Below are 17,119 nucleotides of genomic sequence, written 5' to 3'. Positions count from 1 at the left end.
GTTTTGATGTCCGTACGTCTGAAGAAACTCCTCGCATGGCTTGCCTGGCACGCCTACAGATGGATGTTCGCGCTTCTGCGATGCTGCCTGAATGAGCGACAGCTGCAGCAGTTCGTGGTGTCCTGCCGCCGTCTCAAGTATCGCTACTTTCCGGAGGCTGCGCCGATTCAGGGCGCTGCAGCGGCAGCGCTGCCGCATTGGATAGTCGAGGAATTACGCGAACTGTCGCATATCGAGCCGGCGCTATATCCCAGCGATGAGCTGCTCGGCCGCTTCCGTTCCTGGCAGCCAGGCGAGGATCCTCATGCAGCGGCGCTCTACCGGGAATTGCTGGCTGATTTCGTCGACAGCCGGCCTCAAGTGATTTTCCTCATTCCCCACATGATGCGAGGTGGGGCCGATCTGGGCACTTTGCACCATGTTCACCTTTGTGTGGAGCAGGGGTTGCGGGTGACGGTGGTGATCACCCGGGATGTCCTCTCACCTTGGATCAATCGCCTGCCGGCAGCGGCCAGGGTGGTCGAGTTCGGACGCCTGACGCGACATGCCGGCGACGAGGATCGTGAACTGGTGTTGCTGCGGCTGCTGCTGCAGAGTCCGGCCAGTACGCTGCACCTGATCAATTCGTTGCTGGGTTGGCAATTGTTCGAGCGATTCGGCAAACCGCTGGTTAGCAGTGGCAAGCGCCTGTTTGCCAGCGTCTACTGCGACGATGTCGACCGCAACGGGGTGCGTTGTGGCTATGCCACAGAGTTCCTGCCGAAGGCATGGATGCACCTGGCTGGTGTTTTCACTGACAACCAGCACTTTCTCGAGCTCATCCAGCGGCGTGACGGCCTTCCGCGGGAGCGTCTGCATGCTTTGTATTTCCCCTTCATCGGCGAGATCGTCAGCGCGCCTGGAGTGGGTAGGAAGGTGCTGTGGGCGGGACGGTTGGCCGCTCAGAAGCGCCCCGAGCTGCTTTATGAAATCGCCCGGGCCATGCCGGAGGTGGGCTTCGATGTCCATGGTGAAGCCGACCCCGCCTACGACTCAAATGTGCTGCAGCGCCTGAAGGCATTGCCGAACGTTTCCCTGGTTGGCCGCTTCGACAGTTTCGCGGCAATCGCCCAGGCGGGTGATTATGGCGTTTTCCTTTATACCTCCGCCTACGACGGTTTGCCGAACGTCCTGCTCGAGGCTACTGCCGCAGGCCTTCCCATAGTCGCGCCGACGGTGGGCGGTATAGCGGAGCTGGTCGAGGAGGACAGCGGCTATCCCCTCGATGCTGCGGCAGGGCCGCTTGCCTTTGTCGAGATGATCAGGCGAGTGCTGGAGGATCCTCAGCGGGCCGAAAGGAAAGTGACCAATGCCCAGGCCCGAATGCGCGGGCGGCATGTCTGGGCCACTTTTACGCGAGAGGTTGCCGCCGTGCCGGGATACTTGCCGACATGTGCCGCACCGCAGCTGGTCGAGTGAGTGCCATTTATGTCGATGGCAGAGGCGATTCGTTCGGGAGCAGAGCGGTTCTGGTTCCTGTGCCGGCCCGCATTACGGCGTATGACGGGGAATCCGGGCCGAGCTGCGCTCCATTGGATGCTGGGCTCGCGCCCATGCGGAAGTCTGCCTGGCGAACCTGCTACGGCTGAACCCTGGGCCTCTGAATTGCCTTTGGTCAGTGTGGTCATTCCCTGCTTCAACTATGGCCGTTATCTGTTGCAGGCGCTGCGCAGTTTGCGCGAGCAGACATTGCAGGACTTCGAGGTCATCCTGGTAGACGATGGTTCCGATGATCCCGCCACTCGTCGTCTGCTCGTGTTGCTCGAGCGGCTCACCTCATTGACCGTTCTCCGGCAAGCCAATGTCGGCCCCGGGGCTGCACGCAATGCGGGCATCGCTAAGGCTCGAGGGCGGTATGTCTGTTGCCTGGACGCCGATGACCTTCTGGCTCCGTCTTACCTGGAGAAGTGTGTGGTCATGCTGGAGGCGGATGCAGGCCTGGGGCTGGCCCATAGCTGGCTGCAACTGTTCGGAAGGGAGCGGCGGTTGGTCAAGACCCGAGACCTCGATCCGGTGTTGCTGGCCCACGTCAATCACCTTGGGGTCTCGGCTGTGTTCTCGCGTTCTGCCTGGGCGGCTGTGGGCGGTTTTTCCGAGGTCCGGAGTGCCTTGTACGAGGACTGGGATTTCTGGATCCGCCTGGCGAGCTTGGGAGTACGGGGCAGGGTGATAGGCGAGGCGCTGATGTTCTATCGGAGGCACCCCAGGTCGCGACTGGGGCATGCCAACCGTCGCCCGCGCCAGGCCTGCCGAGAGTTGCGCCTGGCGCATCGGGAGTTTTGCGCCAACTCGGCTTGGCGAAAATCGCTGGCCGATGGATATCGCCGCCGGCTGGTGGATGAACCGCTGCTCAATTTGTCACGGCCGGGCCAGTATCGGCGTCCGCCGGTACGGATTTTTGTGGTTTGCCTGCAACGAGGCTGCGATATCAAGCAATGCTCTCGACCGGAACTGGAGGTTCTCATCGGAAAGGCGACGCTGCACTTGCTCATCGAGGATTGCGCTGAGCCACCCGGCTGGTTGGTCGAGCGCGCCGCCACCGTCTATCGGTTGTCCGGACTCCTGGATGAGAGTCAATGCGCTGCGTTCGTGAGCAACTACTTCGCGACCCGGGATTGGCTTGGCGCTCTGGTCGTGCCCCAGGCGCCCGGCGCTGCCCGGTTTCTCCATCCGCAAGACGTCGTAGTCGAACGTGGAGATGGACCGGCTCGATGGGATCGTTGTCAGTCAGGTAGGAAATGAATTGAAAACGGTAGTCATGACACTTGGCATGCATCGTTCCGGTACCAGCCTGTTGTCCGCGGCGCTGGAGTGCCTGGGGGTGGACTTCGGGGAGCACCTCATCGCGCCGAGGCCGGACAATCCCAGGGGGTTTTGGGAGGACAGCGCGATTGTCGAACTGAACGAACAGGTATTCGCGGCGCAAGGCTCTTCGTCTTCCTGTGTTGGTGTCGATGGCGCCGGCCTGCTGGGTAGCGAGGCTGGCAAGGTTCTGCAGCGGCGAATGGGTCTGTTGCTGGATCAACGCCTGGCTTGCCATGACCTGTTTGGCATCAAGGATCCGCGCCTGCCGCGTCTTATGGATTTCTGGATGCCGCTGCTGGATGCCAGAAGGGTGGATGTTGCACTGGTGGTCCCCGTCCGCCATCCGTTGAGCGTGGCCGCCTCGTTACAGGCGCGCGACGGCTTTTCCACGGCGAAGAGCCTGATGCTGTGGTACGAGCACATGTATAGGGCCTTGCGATTCGCGGTTACCAGGCGCATGGTCGTAGTCGACTACGACATGTTCATGGCGCAGCCGCGTGAATCCCTGCTGCGGATTGCCGATCGTCTGGGCCTGCCATTCTCGGAGGCGTCGTTCCAGTGTTTCTCCGTGGGCATCCTGGACCGTTCCCTGCGGCATACGTGCTTCGACGCATCGCTTCTGCGAGAGCATGCAGATGCCTTTCCGGCCCTGGTTGAACTCCATGACCTGCTGTGCGGGCTGGCCAGGGATGAAGAACAGGTCTGCGTTCGTCGGATCGAGGCCATGGAACGCCAATTTGCCGACGTATGGCCATTGCTGCGACATTTCGGACAAATGGACCAGGAGTCCTGGAGGACCGCCCAGTGGTACCTCAGCGACCATAAGCGTTTGGTTGCCCGAGAGGCAGAACTGGTCGGTTGGATATCTCGCCTGGAATCCACCGTCCAGGCGGGTGAGACTGCACATCGGCAGGCGGCGGCCTGGTTCGAGGCACAGGAGCAAGCGTATCTGGCCCGGCTCCAGGCAGTGGAGCGGGAGCGCGATGCTCTTCTGGTGTCGATGGAGGGCCTGCGTGGAGCGCTTGCCTCCTCGGAGGCCACGCAGTCTGACTTGCGCGCAGAGCTTTCTGCAACTCTTGGGCGCCTCGAGTCGATCCTGTCCAGCAGGTCCTGGCGAGCGACGGAGCCCCTGCGGCGTTGCGCCGAATGGGTGGGGAGAATAGGCACCAAGCCTATTTGACGCTATCGACAGTGATTGCTACCATTCCAGACCTTGTATTGGGAGGCTTTCGTCCCTATCTGGCGGAGCAACCCGTAAAAACTGAATGTGGAGTGCCCGGCTTCGGCCGGGCGCGGCCAGGGGCCGGCAGGATACCAGTCTCGATCCTGCTGGCTTCTTTTTCATCACTTGACCGCGTTCGCTGGTGGCGCGGAGCCGGGCCTACAGGCCTTTGACTACAGGTATAAACATGAGCGAAAGCTTCGCAGAACTCTTTGAAGAAAGTCTGAAATCCCTCGACATGCAGCCGGGTGCCATCATCACCGGCATCGTGGTCGACATCGACGGTGACTGGGTCACCGTGCATGCCGGCCTGAAGTCCGAGGGCGTCATCCCGGTCGAGCAGTTCTACAACGAACAGGGCGAGCTGACCATCAAGGTGGGTGACGAAGTCCACGTTGCGCTGGACGCGGTTGAAGATGGCTTCGGTGAAACCAAGCTGTCCCGCGAGAAAGCCAAGCGTGCCGAATCCTGGCTGGTTCTGGAAGCTGCCTTCAACGCTGATGAAGTGGTCAAGGGCGTTATCAACGGCAAGGTCAAGGGCGGCTTCACCGTCGACGTCAGCGGCATCCGCGCGTTCCTGCCGGGTTCCCTGGTCGATGTCCGTCCGGTGCGTGATACCACTCACCTGGAAGGCAAAGAGCTCGAGTTCAAGGTCATCAAGCTGGACCAGAAGCGCAACAACGTTGTCGTTTCCCGTCGTAGCGTCCTGGAAGCCGAGAACAGCGCCGAGCGCGAAGCCCTGCTGGAATCCCTGCAGGAAGGCCAGCAAGTCAAGGGTATCGTCAAGAACCTCACCGACTACGGCGCATTCGTGGACCTGGGCGGCGTAGACGGCCTGCTGCACATCACCGACATGGCTTGGAAGCGCATCAAGCACCCGTCGGAAATCGTCAACGTCGGCGACGAGATCGATGTCAAGGTTCTGAAGTTCGACCGCGAGCGCAACCGCGTATCCCTGGGCCTGAAGCAACTGGGCGAAGACCCGTGGGTTGCCATCAAGGCTCGTTACCCGGAAGGCACCCGCGTCATGGCCCGCGTCACCAACCTCACCGACTACGGCTGCTTCGCCGAGCTGGAAGAGGGCGTGGAAGGCCTGGTACACGTCTCCGAAATGGACTGGACCAACAAGAACATCCACCCGTCGAAAGTCGTTCAGGTTGGCGACGAAGTGGAAGTTCAGGTTCTGGACATCGACGAAGAGCGTCGTCGTATCTCCCTGGGCATCAAGCAGTGCAAGTCCAACCCGTGGGAAGATTTCTCCAGCCGCTTCAACAAGGGCGACAAGATCTCCGGCACCATCAAGTCGATCACCGATTTCGGTATCTTCATCGGCCTGGAAGGCGGCATCGACGGTCTGGTTCACCTGTCCGACATCTCCTGGAACGAAGCCGGTGAAGAAGCCGTGCGTCGCTTCAAGAAGGGCGACGAGCTGGAAACCGTCATCCTCTCCGTCGATCCGGAGCGCGAGCGCATCTCCCTGGGCATCAAGCAACTGGAAGACGATCCGTTCTCCAGCTACGCCGGCCAGCATGAGAAGGGCAGCATCGTCCGCGGTATCGTCAAGGAAGTTGACGCCAAGGGCGCTGTCATCAGCCTGGGCGACGACATCGAAGGCATCCTGAAAGCCTCCGAAATCAGCCGCGACCGCGTCGAAGACGCCCGCAACGTGCTGAAGGAAGGCGAAGAAGTCGAAGCCAAGATCATCAGCATCGACCGCAAGAGCCGCGTCATCAGCCTCTCCATCAAGTCCAAGGACGTCGATGACGAGAAGGATGCGATGAAAGAGCTGCGTAGCAAGCAGGAAGTAGAAAGCACCGGTCCGACCACCATTGGTGATCTGATTCGTGCGCAAATGGAGAACCAGGGCTAAGTCCTGATTCTTCCAAGAAAAAGGGCGACTTCGGTCGCCCTTTTTCGTTTTCCCTCCTTTAGGCTGTTCAAAGCTTGAGCTGCGTGCTAAAAGAACCTAGAGCTGATCTAGCCGCTTGAAAAAGAAGGGAAAACCATGACCAAGTCGGAGTTGATCGAGAGAATCGTCACCCATCAGGGGCAGCTTTCCGCAAAGGACGTGGAGCTGGCGATCAAGACCATGCTTGAGCAGATGTCCCAGGCTCTGGCGACCGGCGATCGCATCGAGATCCGTGGGTTCGGCAGTTTCTCTCTGCATTACCGTGCACCGCGCGTCGGCCGGAATCCGAAGACCGGCGAATCGGTGCGCCTGGATGGTAAATTCGTTCCGCACTTCAAGCCGGGCAAGGAATTGCGCGATCGGGTGAACGAGCCCGTGTAGCCGGCTAGAGAACGATCGAGGATTTTTCATGCTTCGGCTCAAACGCTTTCTGGCCTTCCTGGCTGCCATCCTGCTATGCGCAGTGATCGTCGTCTTCGTCCTGGAGAACCTGCAGAAGGTCCAGCTGGCCTTCCTCGGCTGGCAGACGCCTGAGTGGCCGCTGGTGGTCTTCATCACCCTGTCCTTCGTCCTGGGTGGCGTCATCGGCCTGCTGCTGAGCATTCCGTTCCGGGCGCGCACGCGCCTGCATCTCTCGGGGCTGCGTTCCGAGGTATCGCGCTTCCGCAAGGAAAACCAGGCCCTGCGCGACCAGTCGCTGAAGACCCAGTGATCCGGGATGTCCAGCGTTGTAGCGATGCTGCTGTTCGTCCTGGCCCTGGCCGTCGGTTGGTGGCTGGGGCGCCGCTCGTTGCGCCCGGGGTCTCGGCCGGCTTCTGCTGACGAGGCGTTGCGCGAACGGGTGCGCAACATGCACAACCTGCTCGACCGGCATTCCGACGACGCACTGGAGCGCCTTTCCCAGGGGCTTTCGCTGAACGAGGAGACGCTCGAAAGCCACGTTCATGTCGGCAACCTGTTCCGCCGCCGTGGGGATATCGAGAAGGCCATCCAGATCCACCAGGAATTGCTGGGCAAGGCGTCCGCCAACACCGAGCTGTCCGCGCAGATCAGCCTCGAACTCGCCCGTGACTACATCGCCGGCGGGTTGCTTGGCAGCGCCGAGCAGTTGCTGGACGAGCTGATGCGGCGCGACGGCCAGGCCACCTCGCTGGAGGCGCTGGACGAACTGCGTCGCATCGCCGAACGCGAGAAGGACTGGGCGCGTGCAGTGGAGCTTGCAGCGCGCCTGGTGGGGCGGCGGCCCCAGTTGAAGACGGTGCTGGCCAACTATTATTGCGAGCAGGCCCAGGAGCGCATCCGTGGGGGTGACCGCGACAGCGCCCGCGAGCTGCTCAAGGAGGCCCGGCGGGTCGATCCCCAGTGCGTACGCGCCTTGCTGATGCGCCTGGATTGCGAGCTGTGGCAGCGCAACTTCCAGTCTGCCGACGCTTCCATCACCGAGCTCTGCGCGGCCGATGCCGGTTTTCTCGGCGAGCTGTTGCCCATGCTGCGGCGCCGCGAGTGTTGCGTCGAGCCGGCGATCCTCGCCTGCCTGCGCCGTCTGGCCGAGGCGCCGGATGCGTCGCCGGCGCTGCTGGCGATCCTGGCCCAGCTCGACGCGGACGGGCAGGGCTGGCGCGGCCGGTTGCTGGCCAAGGTCCAGCAGCAGCCTTCCTGGCGAGGGTTGCTGGACATGCTCGGTACGCTGGGCGGCGGAAGGGCGGACCAGGAGCTGTTCACCCACATGCAGCCGATCATCCTCGGCCTGTATCGATCGATGCCGCACTATCGCTGCGGCAATTGCGGTTTCGCCGGGCGCGAGTTGCACTGGCAATGCCCGGGCTGCCACGGGTGGAATACGCTCAGGCCGATCGCTGCTCCCCAGCAGTGATGCCAGTGCCCGAAATCATGGACGGTGCCCCGGCGCCTTGAATCTCTAGGAGTGGTGTTGAAAGTACTTCTGACCGGTGCCACCGGTTTTGTCGGGCGTGGCGTTCTCGAAGCCTTTGCCGCGATACCGGAGTTGCGCCTGGCGGTGGCGGTGCGTTCCCGCCTGCCCGGCGAGTTCCCCGGCGTGGAGGTCCACTCCATCGATGGCCTGAGCGCCACCCAGGACTGGAGCGGTGCACTGGCCGGCGTGGACGTCGTGGTCCATGCCGCGGCCCGGGTGCATGTCATGTGCGAAACCGCGGACGATCCCCTGGCCGAGTTCCGCGCGGTCAACGTCGAGGGCACCCTCAACCTGGCACGCCAGGCCGCCGCGGCAGGGGTGCGGCGCTTCATCTTCATCAGCTCAATCAAGGTCAATGGCGAATCGACGCCGCCCGGCCGGCCGTTCCGTGCCGAGGACGCGCCGGCGCCGGCCGACCCCTACGGCCAGTCGAAGCTGGAAGCGGAGCGGGCGCTGTCGCGCCTGGCCGAAGACTGTGCAATGGAATGGGTGGTCATCCGCCCGCCGCTGATCTATGGCCCGGGTGTGGGGGCCAACTTCGCCAGCCTGATGCGTGCGGTGCAGCGGCAATTGCCCTTGCCGTTCGCGCGGGTGCGCAACCGGCGGAGCCTGGTGGCTAGGGACAACCTGGTCGACCTGCTGCGGGTCTGCCTGGGGCACGAGCGTGCCGCCAACCAGGTCTTCCTGGTCAGCGACGACCAGGACCTTTCCAGCGCCGAGCTGTGCCGCCGCCTGGCCGCGGCACTGGGCGTACGTTCGCGGCTGCTGCCGGTGCCGGTCGCCTTGCTGCAGGGGCTGGCCGTGTTGTTCGGGCGGGGAGCCCAGGCGCAGCGCGTGCTGGGCTCGTTGCAGGTGGATATCGGCAAGACCCGCGAGCTGCTGGGCTGGCGCCCGCCGGTGGGCGTCGACCAGGCGCTGGCGGCGACGGCTCGCTGGTACCGGGAGGCCCGGCGATGATCTTCCTGTTGCCGTTTCTCGCCCTGCTGCTGGCCTGGGCCGGCACCGCCGGGGTTCGCCACTACGCCCTCGCGCGCAGTGTGATGGACGTGCCCAACGAGCGCAGCTCCCACAGTGTCCCGACGCCCAGGGGCGGTGGGGTGGCGATAGTCCTGAGCTTCCTTCTGGTGCTGCTGCTGTCCTGGGGAATGGGCCTGACCGATACGCGCGGCATGCTTGCCCTGCTGCTGTCGGGCGGCTGGATCGCCCTGGTGGGCTTCGTCGACGACCATCGCCACGTCCCGGCCCGCTGGCGCCTGCTCGGCCACTTCCTGGGGGCGGGGTTCCTGCTCTACATGCTGGGTGGCGTGCCGGCCCTGCCGTTCGCCGGCAGCCATTGGGACCTGGGCCTGTTCGGTTCGCTGCTGGCGCTGTTCTACCTGGTGTGGCTGCTGAACCTCTACAACTTCATGGACGGCATCGATGGCATCGCCAGCCTGGAGGCGATCACCGTCTGCGTCGGTGCGGCGCTCTGTTGCTGGCTGGCAGGGGTGGGCTCGGCCGCCTGGCTGCCGCTGCTGTTAGCCGCGGCCACCGCGGGGTTCCTGGCCTGGAACTACCCGCCTGCGCGAATCTTCATGGGCGACGCCGGCAGCGGCTTCCTCGGCATCGTCCTGGGAGGGTTGTCCTTGCAGGCGGCTTGGCAGGCTCCGCAGCTGTTCTGGTCGTGGCTGATCCTGTTGGGCGCCTTCGTGGTCGACGCCACCTGGACCCTGGCGCGCCGCTTGCTGCGTGGCGAGCGGGTGCATGAAGCGCACCGCAGCCATGCCTACCAGCGTGCTTCGCGGCGTCTGGGCCAGCATCGCGCCATCAGTCTGTCCGTGGCTGCGATTAATCTGATATGGCTGTCGCCGATCGCCGTTTTCGTGGCGTTGGGCTGGATCGACGGCGTGACCGGACTGATTCTTGCCTATGCTCCATTGGTGCTGGTCGTGGCAGTGCTGGGTGCCGGTGGGCCTGAAAACGGCCAACCGAAGTGAACTCCATGGGAAATGGTGGTCAATGTAACGGGAGACTGCGCTCCCGGACTGGGAAGGACGAATGGATATGCTGCGAGAGCGCCTGCTGAGGTTGCCCCGACGTTACAAGCGAATGCTGCAGGTGGTCACGGACGTGTTCCTGGTGTGGCTGGCCCTGTGGCTTTCTTTCGTGGTGCGCCTGGGTACGGACGACCTGACCTACCCCTTCCGCGTGCATGCCTGGCTGTTCATCGCCGCGCCCCTGATCGCGATACCGCTGTTCATCCGCTTCGGCATGTACCGGGCGGTCATGCGCTACCTGGGCAACGATGCGCTGATCGCCATCTGGAAGGCGGTGACCATCTCGGCCCTGGTGCTTTCGCTGGTGGTCTACTGGAACCGCTCGGTCGTCGAGGCGGTGCCGCGTTCCCTGGTGCTCAACTACTGGTGGCTGAGCCTGCTGATGGTCGGCGGCCTTCGCCTGGCCATGCGCCAATACTTCATGGGCGACTGGTACAGCGCAGTCCAGGTCGTGCCCTTCTTCAAGCAGGACGATGGCCTGACCAAGGTCGCGGTCTACGGCGCGGGTACCGCGGGCAACCAGCTGGTGGCCGCCCTGCGCCTGGGGCGGGCGATGCGCCCGGTGGCGTTCATCGATGACGACGACGAGATCGCCAACCGGGTGATCGCCGGCTTGCGGGTATTCAAGCCCAAGCATATCCAGCAGATGATCGAGGAGACCGGCGCCCAGGAGGTCCTCCTGGCGATTCCCTCGGCCTCGCGGGCGCGCCGCCGCGAGATCCTCGGGCTGCTGGAACCCTATCCGCTGCACGTGCGCAGCGTGCCCGGCATCATCGACCTGGCCAACGGCCGGGTGAGGGTGGACGACATCCAGGAAGTGGACATCGCCGACCTGCTGGGTCGCGACCCGGTGGCTCCGCGCAGGGAGCTGCTGGAGCACTGCATCCGCGGCCAGGCGGTGATGGTCACAGGGGCGGGCGGCTCCATCGGCTCGGAATTGTGCCGGCAGATCCTGAGCTGCGGCCCGACGGTGATGGTGCTGTTCGAGCACTGCGAGTTCAACCTCTACCGCATCCACCAGGAACTGGAGCAGCGCATCCGCCGCGAGTCCCTGCCGGTGCAGCTGGTGCCCATCCTGGGCTCGGTGCGCAGCGCCGAGCGCCTGCTGGAGGTGCTGGGCAGTTGGAAGATCAACACCGTCTACCATGCGGCCGCCTACAAGCACGTGCCGATCGTCGAGCACAACATTTCCGAGGGCGTGCTCAACAACGTGCTGGGCACGTTGCAGGCGGCCCAGGCTTCGATCCAGGCCGGAGTGCAGAACTTCGTGCTGATCTCCACCGACAAGGCGGTGCGCCCGACCAATGTCATGGGCGGCACCAAGCGCCTGGCCGAGATGATCCTGCAGGCGCTCAGCCAGGAGCCGGCGCCGGTGCTCTTCGGCGACAAGGCCGGCGTGCACCATGTGAACAAGACCCGTTTCACCATGGTGCGCTTCGGCAACGTCCTGGGTTCATCCGGCTCGGTCATTCCGCTGTTCCGCGAGCAGATCAAGCGCGGCGGCCCGGTGACCGTCACCCATCCGGCGATCACCCGCTACTTCATGACCATACCCGAGGCCGCGCAACTGGTGATCCAGGCGGGCTCCATGGGGCGCGGCGGCGATGTCTTCGTGCTGGACATGGGGCAGCCGGTGAAGATTCTCGAGCTGGCCCAGCGCATGATCCACCTGTCGGGGCTCAGCGTGCGCTCGGAGAGCACGCCCCATGGCGACATCGCCATCGAGTTCAGTGGCCTGCGCCCGGGTGAGAAGCTCTACGAGGAGCTGCTGATCGGTGACGACGTGGGCACTACCGAGCACCCGATGATCATGAAGGCAAACGAGGAAATGCTGCCCTGGGATGCGTTCAAGGCGGTGCTGGGCTCGCTGCTGAAGGCGGTGGAGCGGGGTGACTACGCCCAGGTGCGCATGCTGCTGCGCGATTCGGTCAACGGCTACTGCCCGGATGGCGACATCGTCGACCTGGTCCACCAGCAGCGCCGTATGGAACCCTGACAGATCAAGGCCGGCACTCGGTCGGACGCTGCCTTGTTGCAGGAGGGGCTCTTCGTCCAATCGGCGAGGAAGCCCCTGATTCATTCAAAGTGTGATTTTCCCTTCTTCCCCTTGCCCCACTCCTGTCGCTAAAGGTGAATGGCGAGCCCGTTCTGGCTCGCCATACCCAGTGATTAAAAGGAGTTATTCATGCATAAGGCATTCGCGCTACTGCTGGTCGTGCTTTCTTCCCTTTCCCTCTCGGGCATGGCTGCCGCCGCCTCTGCGCCGGAGAAGCTGACGCCGGCGACGGTCGCCATGCACGACGAGAAGGAAGGGCTAGTCAGCCTCAACACCGCCGACGCAGAGATGCTGCAAAAGCGGCTCAAGGGAATCGGCAAGGCCAAGGCCGAAGCCATCGTGGCCTACCGGCAGGCCAATGGCCCCTTCACCAGCCTGGATCAGTTGCTGGAAGTGAAGGGCATCGGCAAGGCGATCCTGGAGAGCAACCGGGAGGCGATCAGCCTCGACTGAGGCGCTCCGCGATGGAAAGGCCGGTCCGGGCGACCGGCCTTTTTCATTGTTGCGTTGGTGGGGTGATGCTTGACCATGGCCAGCAGCGAGCATGGGGCGATTACCTTGGAAGGACAGGCCGAGATGGTGACCGAGGAGATGGAGCAGGCGTTGGGGCGCCTGAGCGACGAACCTGCACCGTTCTCAAGGCAAGGTGGAGGGCCTGCACCGGCGGGCTCAGGATTGATGTCTGGCGGGAGAGGGATGGGAGGAGGCCGCCCTTGGCAGGCGACCGACTCTCGATCTAGAATCTCCCGTAATGGGAGATTCGGGACGGATGCGAGTCATTGCAAAGAGCACGTTGGTGAAGTTCTGGGAGATTCCTGGCCAGGAAGACGCCAAGGCTCCTTTGGAGAGTTGGTACGACGCGGCGACCAACGCTGAATGGAAGACTCCACAGGACGTGAAGAATCAATTCGGCAGCGCGAGCATCTGCGGCAACAGCCGCGTGGTGTTCAACATCGGTGGCAACAAGTACCGTCTGGTTGTGGAAATGCAGTATCGCTGTGGCATCGCCTGGGTGAAGTTCATCGGCACCCATGCCTGGTACGACCAGATAGACGTGGAGACGGTGAATGAATATTAAGCCCATCCGAAACGACGAGGACCTGCGCGCGACCTTCCAGCGCCTGGAATCCATCTTCCAGGCGGAAGAGGGCACGGCTGAGGCTGACGAAATGGAAGTGCTGGTGACGCTGATCGAGGCGTATGAGAACAAGCACTACCCGATAGGTCCGGCCGATCCCGTCGAGGCCATCAAGTTCAGCATGGAGCAACGAGGGCTGACCCCGCGCGACCTGGAACCCTTTATCGGCAGCAGCGGCCGTGTCTCAGAGGTGCTGAATCGCAAGCGTGGCCTCAGCCTGGCGATGATCAAGCGCCTGCATGATGGCTTGAATATCCCCTATGAGAGCCTGCTGGCCGGGGCTGCCTAGTCTGGCTCCGGCGTTCTGCCATGGTTCGTTGAGGGTAGGCGTGCTGGGCCTGGGAAGCTATTGAAGGGTGTTGGGCCCCGCGACCTGGACTCGACGGTCCGGGGCCCTTACAAAGAAAAAGCCCCCGGCATGTGCCGAGGGCTTTTGAATTTGGCTCCGCGACCTGGACTCGAACCAGGGACCCAATGATTAACAGTCATTTGCTCTACCGACTGAGCTATCGCGGAACAACGGGGCGTATCTTACTGATTAAAAAGGGGAAGTCAACATTCTACCGATGACTTCCCCGATTTTTTTCAGAGCACCTGGACGATGGCGTGGGTGACGGTTTCCAGGTTGCCGTTGTTCAGCGCGGCGACGCAGATGCGGCCGGTGCCGACGGCGTAGATACCGAACTCGTTCTTCAGGCGCTCCACCTGCTCGGCGGTCAGGCCGGAGTAGGAGAACATGCCGCGCTGCTGGGCGACGAAGCCGAAGTCGCGCTTGGCGCCCTGGGCGGCCAGTTGCTCGACCATGGCCACGCGCATGTTACGGATGCGGCTGCGCATTTCGCCCAGTTCCTCTTCCCACAGGGTGCGCAGTTCCGGGCTGTTGAGCACGGCGGAGACGACGCTGGCGCCGTGGGTCGGCGGGTTGGAGTAGTTGGTGCGGATCACCCGCTTGACCTGGGACAGGACGCGGGCGGACTCCTCGCGGCTGTTGGTGACCACCGACAGCGCGCCGACGCGCTCGCCGTACAGCGAGAACGACTTGGAGAAGGAGCTGGAAACGAAGAAGTTCAGGCCGGACCGGGCGAACAGGCGCACGGCGGCGGCGTCTTCGTCGATGCCGTCACCGAAGCCCTGGTAGGCGATGTCGAGGAAGGGCACGTGGCCCTTGGCCTTGAGCACCTCCAGGACCTGTTTCCAGTCGTCCAGGCTCAGGTCGACGCCGGTCGGGTTGTGGCAGCAGGCGTGCAGCACCACGATGGACTGCGAGGGCAGGGCGTTGAGGTCCTCCAGCAGGCCGGCGCGGTTCACGCCGTGGCTGGCGGCGTCGTAGTAGCGGTAGTTCTGCACCGGGAAGCCGGCGGCCTCGAACAGCGCGCGATGGTTTTCCCAGCTCGGGTCGCTGATGGCCACGGTGGCGTTGGGCAGCAGGCGCTTGAGGAAGTCGGCGCCGGTCTTCAGCGCGCCGGTACCGCCCACCGCCTGGGTGGTGACCACGCGGCCTTCGGCCAGCAGCTCGGAGTCGGCGCCGAACAGCAGCTTCTGCACGCCCTGGTCGTAGGCGGCGATGCCTTCGATCGGCAGGTAGCCGCGCGGGGCGTGGGCTTCGATGCGGGCTTTCTCCGCGGCCTGTACGGCACGCAGCAACGGGAGGCGACCCTCCTCGTTGTAGTACACGCCGACGCCCAGGTTGATCTTGCCGGGGCGGGTGTCGGCGTTGAAGGCTTCGTTCAGGCCCAGGATGGGGTCGCGGGGGGCCATTTCGACAGCGGAGAACAGACTCATTTTGGCAGCAGCTCTAAGGCGGGAGTGAGAATGCAAATGCAACCCCCGCGCACGGCGCTGGGGGATGCGTCGACGGGCCGGTATTATATAGGCCTCTATGGCACGCTGCGAGTTGATCGCGCATGCTTTCGCCTGGTTTGACGCCGCAATTCTGCCCGCGTCACACCCCACAGCGAGGTTCCCATGTCGATTTTCCAACTGGATTCGCGCTTCAAGCCGGCGGGCGACCAGCCCGAAGCGATCCGACAAATGGTGGAGGGGCTGGAGGCCGGACTGTCGCACCAGACCCTGCTGGGGGTGACCGGCTCCGGCAAGACCTTCAGCATCGCCAACGTCATCGCCCAGGTGCAGCGCCCGACCATGGTCCTGGCGCCGAACAAGACCCTGGCCGCGCAGCTCTACGGCGAGTTCAAGACCTTCTTCCCGCACAACGCGGTGGAATACTTCGTCTCCTACTACGACTACTACCAGCCGGAGGCCTACGTCCCGTCCTCCGACACCTATATCGAGAAGGATTCGTCGATCAACGACCACATCGAGCAGATGCGCCTGTCGGCGACCAAGGCCCTGCTGGAGCGTGAGGACGCGATCATCGTCTGCACCGTGTCGTCCATCTACGGCCTGGGCGATCCGGCGTCCTACCTGAAGATGGTCCTGCACCTGGACCGCGGCGACCGCATGGACCAGCGCGAGTTGCTGCGCCGCCTGACCAGCCTGCAGTACACCCGCAACGACATGGACTTCGCCCGCGCCAGCTTCCGCGTGCGCGGCGACGTCATCGACATCTTCCCGGCGGAATCGGAGCTTGAGGCCATCCGCGTCGAGCTGTTCGACGACGAAGTGGAGAACATCTCCGCCTTCGACCCGCTGACCGGCGAGGTGATCCGCAAGCTGCCGCGCTTCACCTTCTACCCCAAGAGCCACTACGTGACGCCGCGGGAAACCCTGATGGAGGCGGTGGAGCAGATCAAGGAAGAGCTCAAGGTGCGCCTGGACTACCTGCGCAACGACAACAAGCTGGTGGAAGCCCAGCGCCTGGAGCAGCGCACCCGCTTCGACCTGGAGATGATCCTCGAGCTGGGCTACTGCAACGGCATCGAGAACTACTCGCGCTTCCTCTCCGGGCGCGGCCCCGGCGAGCCGCCGCCGACCCTCTACGACTACCTGCCGGCCAACTCGCTGCTGGTGATCGACGAATCCCACGTCAGCGTTCCCCAGGTCGGCGCCATGTACAAGGGCGACCGTTCGCGCAAGGAAACCCTGGTGGAATACGGCTTCCGCCTGCCCTCGGCGCTGGACAACCGGCCGCTGCGCTTCGAGGAGTGGGAGGCGATCAGCCCGCAGACCATCTTCGTCTCCGCCACCCCCGGCCCCTATGAAGAGCAGCACGCCGGGCGCGTGATCGAGCAGGTGGTGCGGCCCACCGGCCTGGTCGACCCGCAGATCGAAGTGCGCCCGGCCTCGACCCAGGTGGACGACCTGCTCTCGGAAATCCGCCGGCGCGTGGCCAGCGAGGAACGCGTGCTGGTCACCACCCTGACCAAGCGCATGGCCGAGGACCTCACCGACTACCTCGGCGACCACGACGTGCGCGTGCGCTACCTGCACTCGGACATCGACACCGTCGAGCGCATGGAGATCATCCGCGACCTGCGCACCGGCGCCTTCGACGTGCTGGTGGGCATCAACCTGCTGCGCGAGGGCCTGGACATGCCCGAGGTGTCCCTGGTGGCCATCCTCGACGCCGACAAGGAAGGTTTCCTGCGTTCCGAGCGCTCGCTGATCCAGACCATCGGCCGCGCCGCGCGCAACCTCAACGGCAAGGCGATCCTCTATGCCGACAACGTCACCGGCTCGATGCAGCGAGCCATGGACGAGACCGAGCGGCGGCGCAACAAGCAGATCGCCTTCAACGAAGCCAACGGCATCGTGCCCAAGGGTGTGAAGAAGGACATCAAGGACATCCTCGAGGGCGCCAGCGTGCCGGGCGCCAAGGGCAAGCGCCGCGGCGTGGCCAAGGTGGCGGAGGAGAGCGGGCGCTACGAGGGCGAACTGCGCTCGCCGAACGAGATCAGCAAGCGCATCCGCCAGCTCGAGGAGAAGATGTACCAGCTGGCCCGCGACCTGGAGTTCGAAGCCGCCGCCGCGGTGCGCGACGAGATCCACAAGCTGCGCGAACGCCTGGTGGAGGTCGGCTGA

15 protein-coding genes and 1 tRNA gene are annotated in these 17,119 nt (G+C 63.8%); 14 read left to right on the top strand and 2 right to left on the bottom strand.

Annotated features, from left to right (window positions below):
* Positions 1–6: 6 nt before the first annotated feature.
* The 13 genes from DK254_RS07555 to DK254_RS07495 all read left to right on the top strand — a co-directional run bounded on the left by DK254_RS07555 (position 7) and on the right by DK254_RS07495 (position 13,427).
* Positions 7–1,458, top strand: coding sequence for a glycosyltransferase family 4 protein (locus DK254_RS07555; RefSeq protein ID WP_109933281.1), 1,452 nt, complete (start codon positions 7–9; stop codon positions 1,456–1,458).
* A 201-nt stretch (positions 1,459–1,659) separates the two neighbouring features.
* A complete protein-coding gene (locus DK254_RS07550; protein WP_256595849.1) occupies positions 1,660–2,781 on the top strand; it encodes a glycosyltransferase family A protein in 1,122 nt (373 codons plus the stop codon).
* On the top strand, positions 2,738–4,024 hold the full coding sequence (locus DK254_RS07545; protein WP_146219581.1) for a sulfotransferase family protein: 1,287 nt from the start codon (positions 2,738–2,740) through the stop codon (positions 4,022–4,024). Before DK254_RS07550 ends, DK254_RS07545 begins: the two co-directional genes overlap by 44 nt.
* A 229-nt stretch (positions 4,025–4,253) precedes the next feature.
* Complete coding sequence (gene rpsA / locus DK254_RS07540; RefSeq protein WP_109933278.1) at positions 4,254–5,936, top strand: 30S ribosomal protein S1; 1,683 nt, start codon at positions 4,254–4,256, stop codon at positions 5,934–5,936.
* A gap of 135 nt (positions 5,937–6,071) precedes the next feature.
* Entirely contained in the window at positions 6,072–6,356 is a 285-nt protein-coding gene (gene ihfB / locus DK254_RS07535) for an integration host factor subunit beta (protein ID WP_009621012.1), read from the top strand.
* A gap of 28 nt (positions 6,357–6,384) precedes the next feature.
* The gene (locus DK254_RS07530; RefSeq protein WP_089393788.1) at positions 6,385–6,687 is read left to right on the top strand and encodes a lipopolysaccharide assembly LapA domain-containing protein; all 303 of its coding nucleotides are present in this window, start codon (positions 6,385–6,387) and stop codon (positions 6,685–6,687) included.
* A gap of 6 nt (positions 6,688–6,693) precedes the next feature.
* On the top strand, positions 6,694–7,848 hold the full coding sequence (locus tag DK254_RS07525; protein WP_256595824.1) for a tetratricopeptide repeat protein: 1,155 nt from the start codon (positions 6,694–6,696) through the stop codon (positions 7,846–7,848).
* A gap of 57 nt (positions 7,849–7,905) precedes the next feature.
* A complete protein-coding gene (locus tag DK254_RS07520) occupies positions 7,906–8,865 on the top strand; it encodes an SDR family oxidoreductase (RefSeq protein ID WP_109933277.1) in 960 nt (319 codons plus the stop codon).
* Complete coding sequence (locus DK254_RS07515; protein ID WP_109933276.1) at positions 8,862–9,884, top strand: glycosyltransferase family 4 protein; 1,023 nt, start codon at positions 8,862–8,864, stop codon at positions 9,882–9,884. The genes DK254_RS07520 and DK254_RS07515 overlap by 4 nt, the downstream gene beginning before the upstream one ends.
* A 61-nt stretch (positions 9,885–9,945) precedes the next feature.
* Positions 9,946–11,940 (top strand): nucleoside-diphosphate sugar epimerase/dehydratase, encoded by a 1,995-nt coding sequence (locus tag DK254_RS07510; protein WP_109933275.1) that lies wholly within the window; start codon positions 9,946–9,948, stop codon positions 11,938–11,940.
* 189 nt (positions 11,941–12,129) lie between these two features.
* Positions 12,130–12,453, top strand: a complete 324-nt coding sequence (locus DK254_RS07505; RefSeq protein ID WP_109933274.1) for a helix-hairpin-helix domain-containing protein — start codon at positions 12,130–12,132, stop codon at positions 12,451–12,453.
* Positions 12,454–12,769: 316 nt separating this feature from the next.
* Positions 12,770–13,078: a type II toxin-antitoxin system HigB family toxin gene (locus tag DK254_RS07500; RefSeq protein WP_109933273.1), complete on the top strand. Its 309-nt coding sequence runs from the start codon at positions 12,770–12,772 to the stop codon at positions 13,076–13,078.
* Complete coding sequence (locus DK254_RS07495) at positions 13,068–13,427, top strand: type II toxin-antitoxin system HigA family antitoxin (RefSeq protein WP_109933272.1); 360 nt, start codon at positions 13,068–13,070, stop codon at positions 13,425–13,427. The genes DK254_RS07500 and DK254_RS07495 overlap by 11 nt, the downstream gene beginning before the upstream one ends.
* A 151-nt stretch (positions 13,428–13,578) precedes the next feature.
* On the opposite strand, the gene DK254_RS07490 is transcribed toward DK254_RS07495, so the two are convergent.
* Together DK254_RS07490 and DK254_RS07485 are read right to left on the bottom strand one after the other, a co-directional pair.
* Positions 13,579–13,654: transfer RNA gene (locus tag DK254_RS07490), tRNA-Asn, on the bottom strand.
* A 69-nt stretch (positions 13,655–13,723) separates the two neighbouring features.
* Positions 13,724–14,920, bottom strand: coding sequence for an amino acid aminotransferase (locus DK254_RS07485; protein ID WP_109933271.1), 1,197 nt, complete (start codon positions 14,918–14,920; stop codon positions 13,724–13,726).
* Between the two features lie 183 nt (positions 14,921–15,103).
* Between DK254_RS07485 and uvrB the strand changes: the two genes are divergently transcribed.
* Entirely contained in the window at positions 15,104–17,119 is a 2,016-nt protein-coding gene (gene uvrB / locus DK254_RS07480; RefSeq protein WP_109933270.1) for an excinuclease ABC subunit UvrB, read from the top strand.

Source organism: Pseudomonas sp. RW407, from assembly GCF_003176655.1.
Taxonomy (GTDB): domain Bacteria; phylum Pseudomonadota; class Gammaproteobacteria; order Pseudomonadales; family Pseudomonadaceae; genus Pseudomonas; species Pseudomonas delhiensis.
This window is presented reverse-complemented; position numbering and strand designations above follow the sequence as displayed.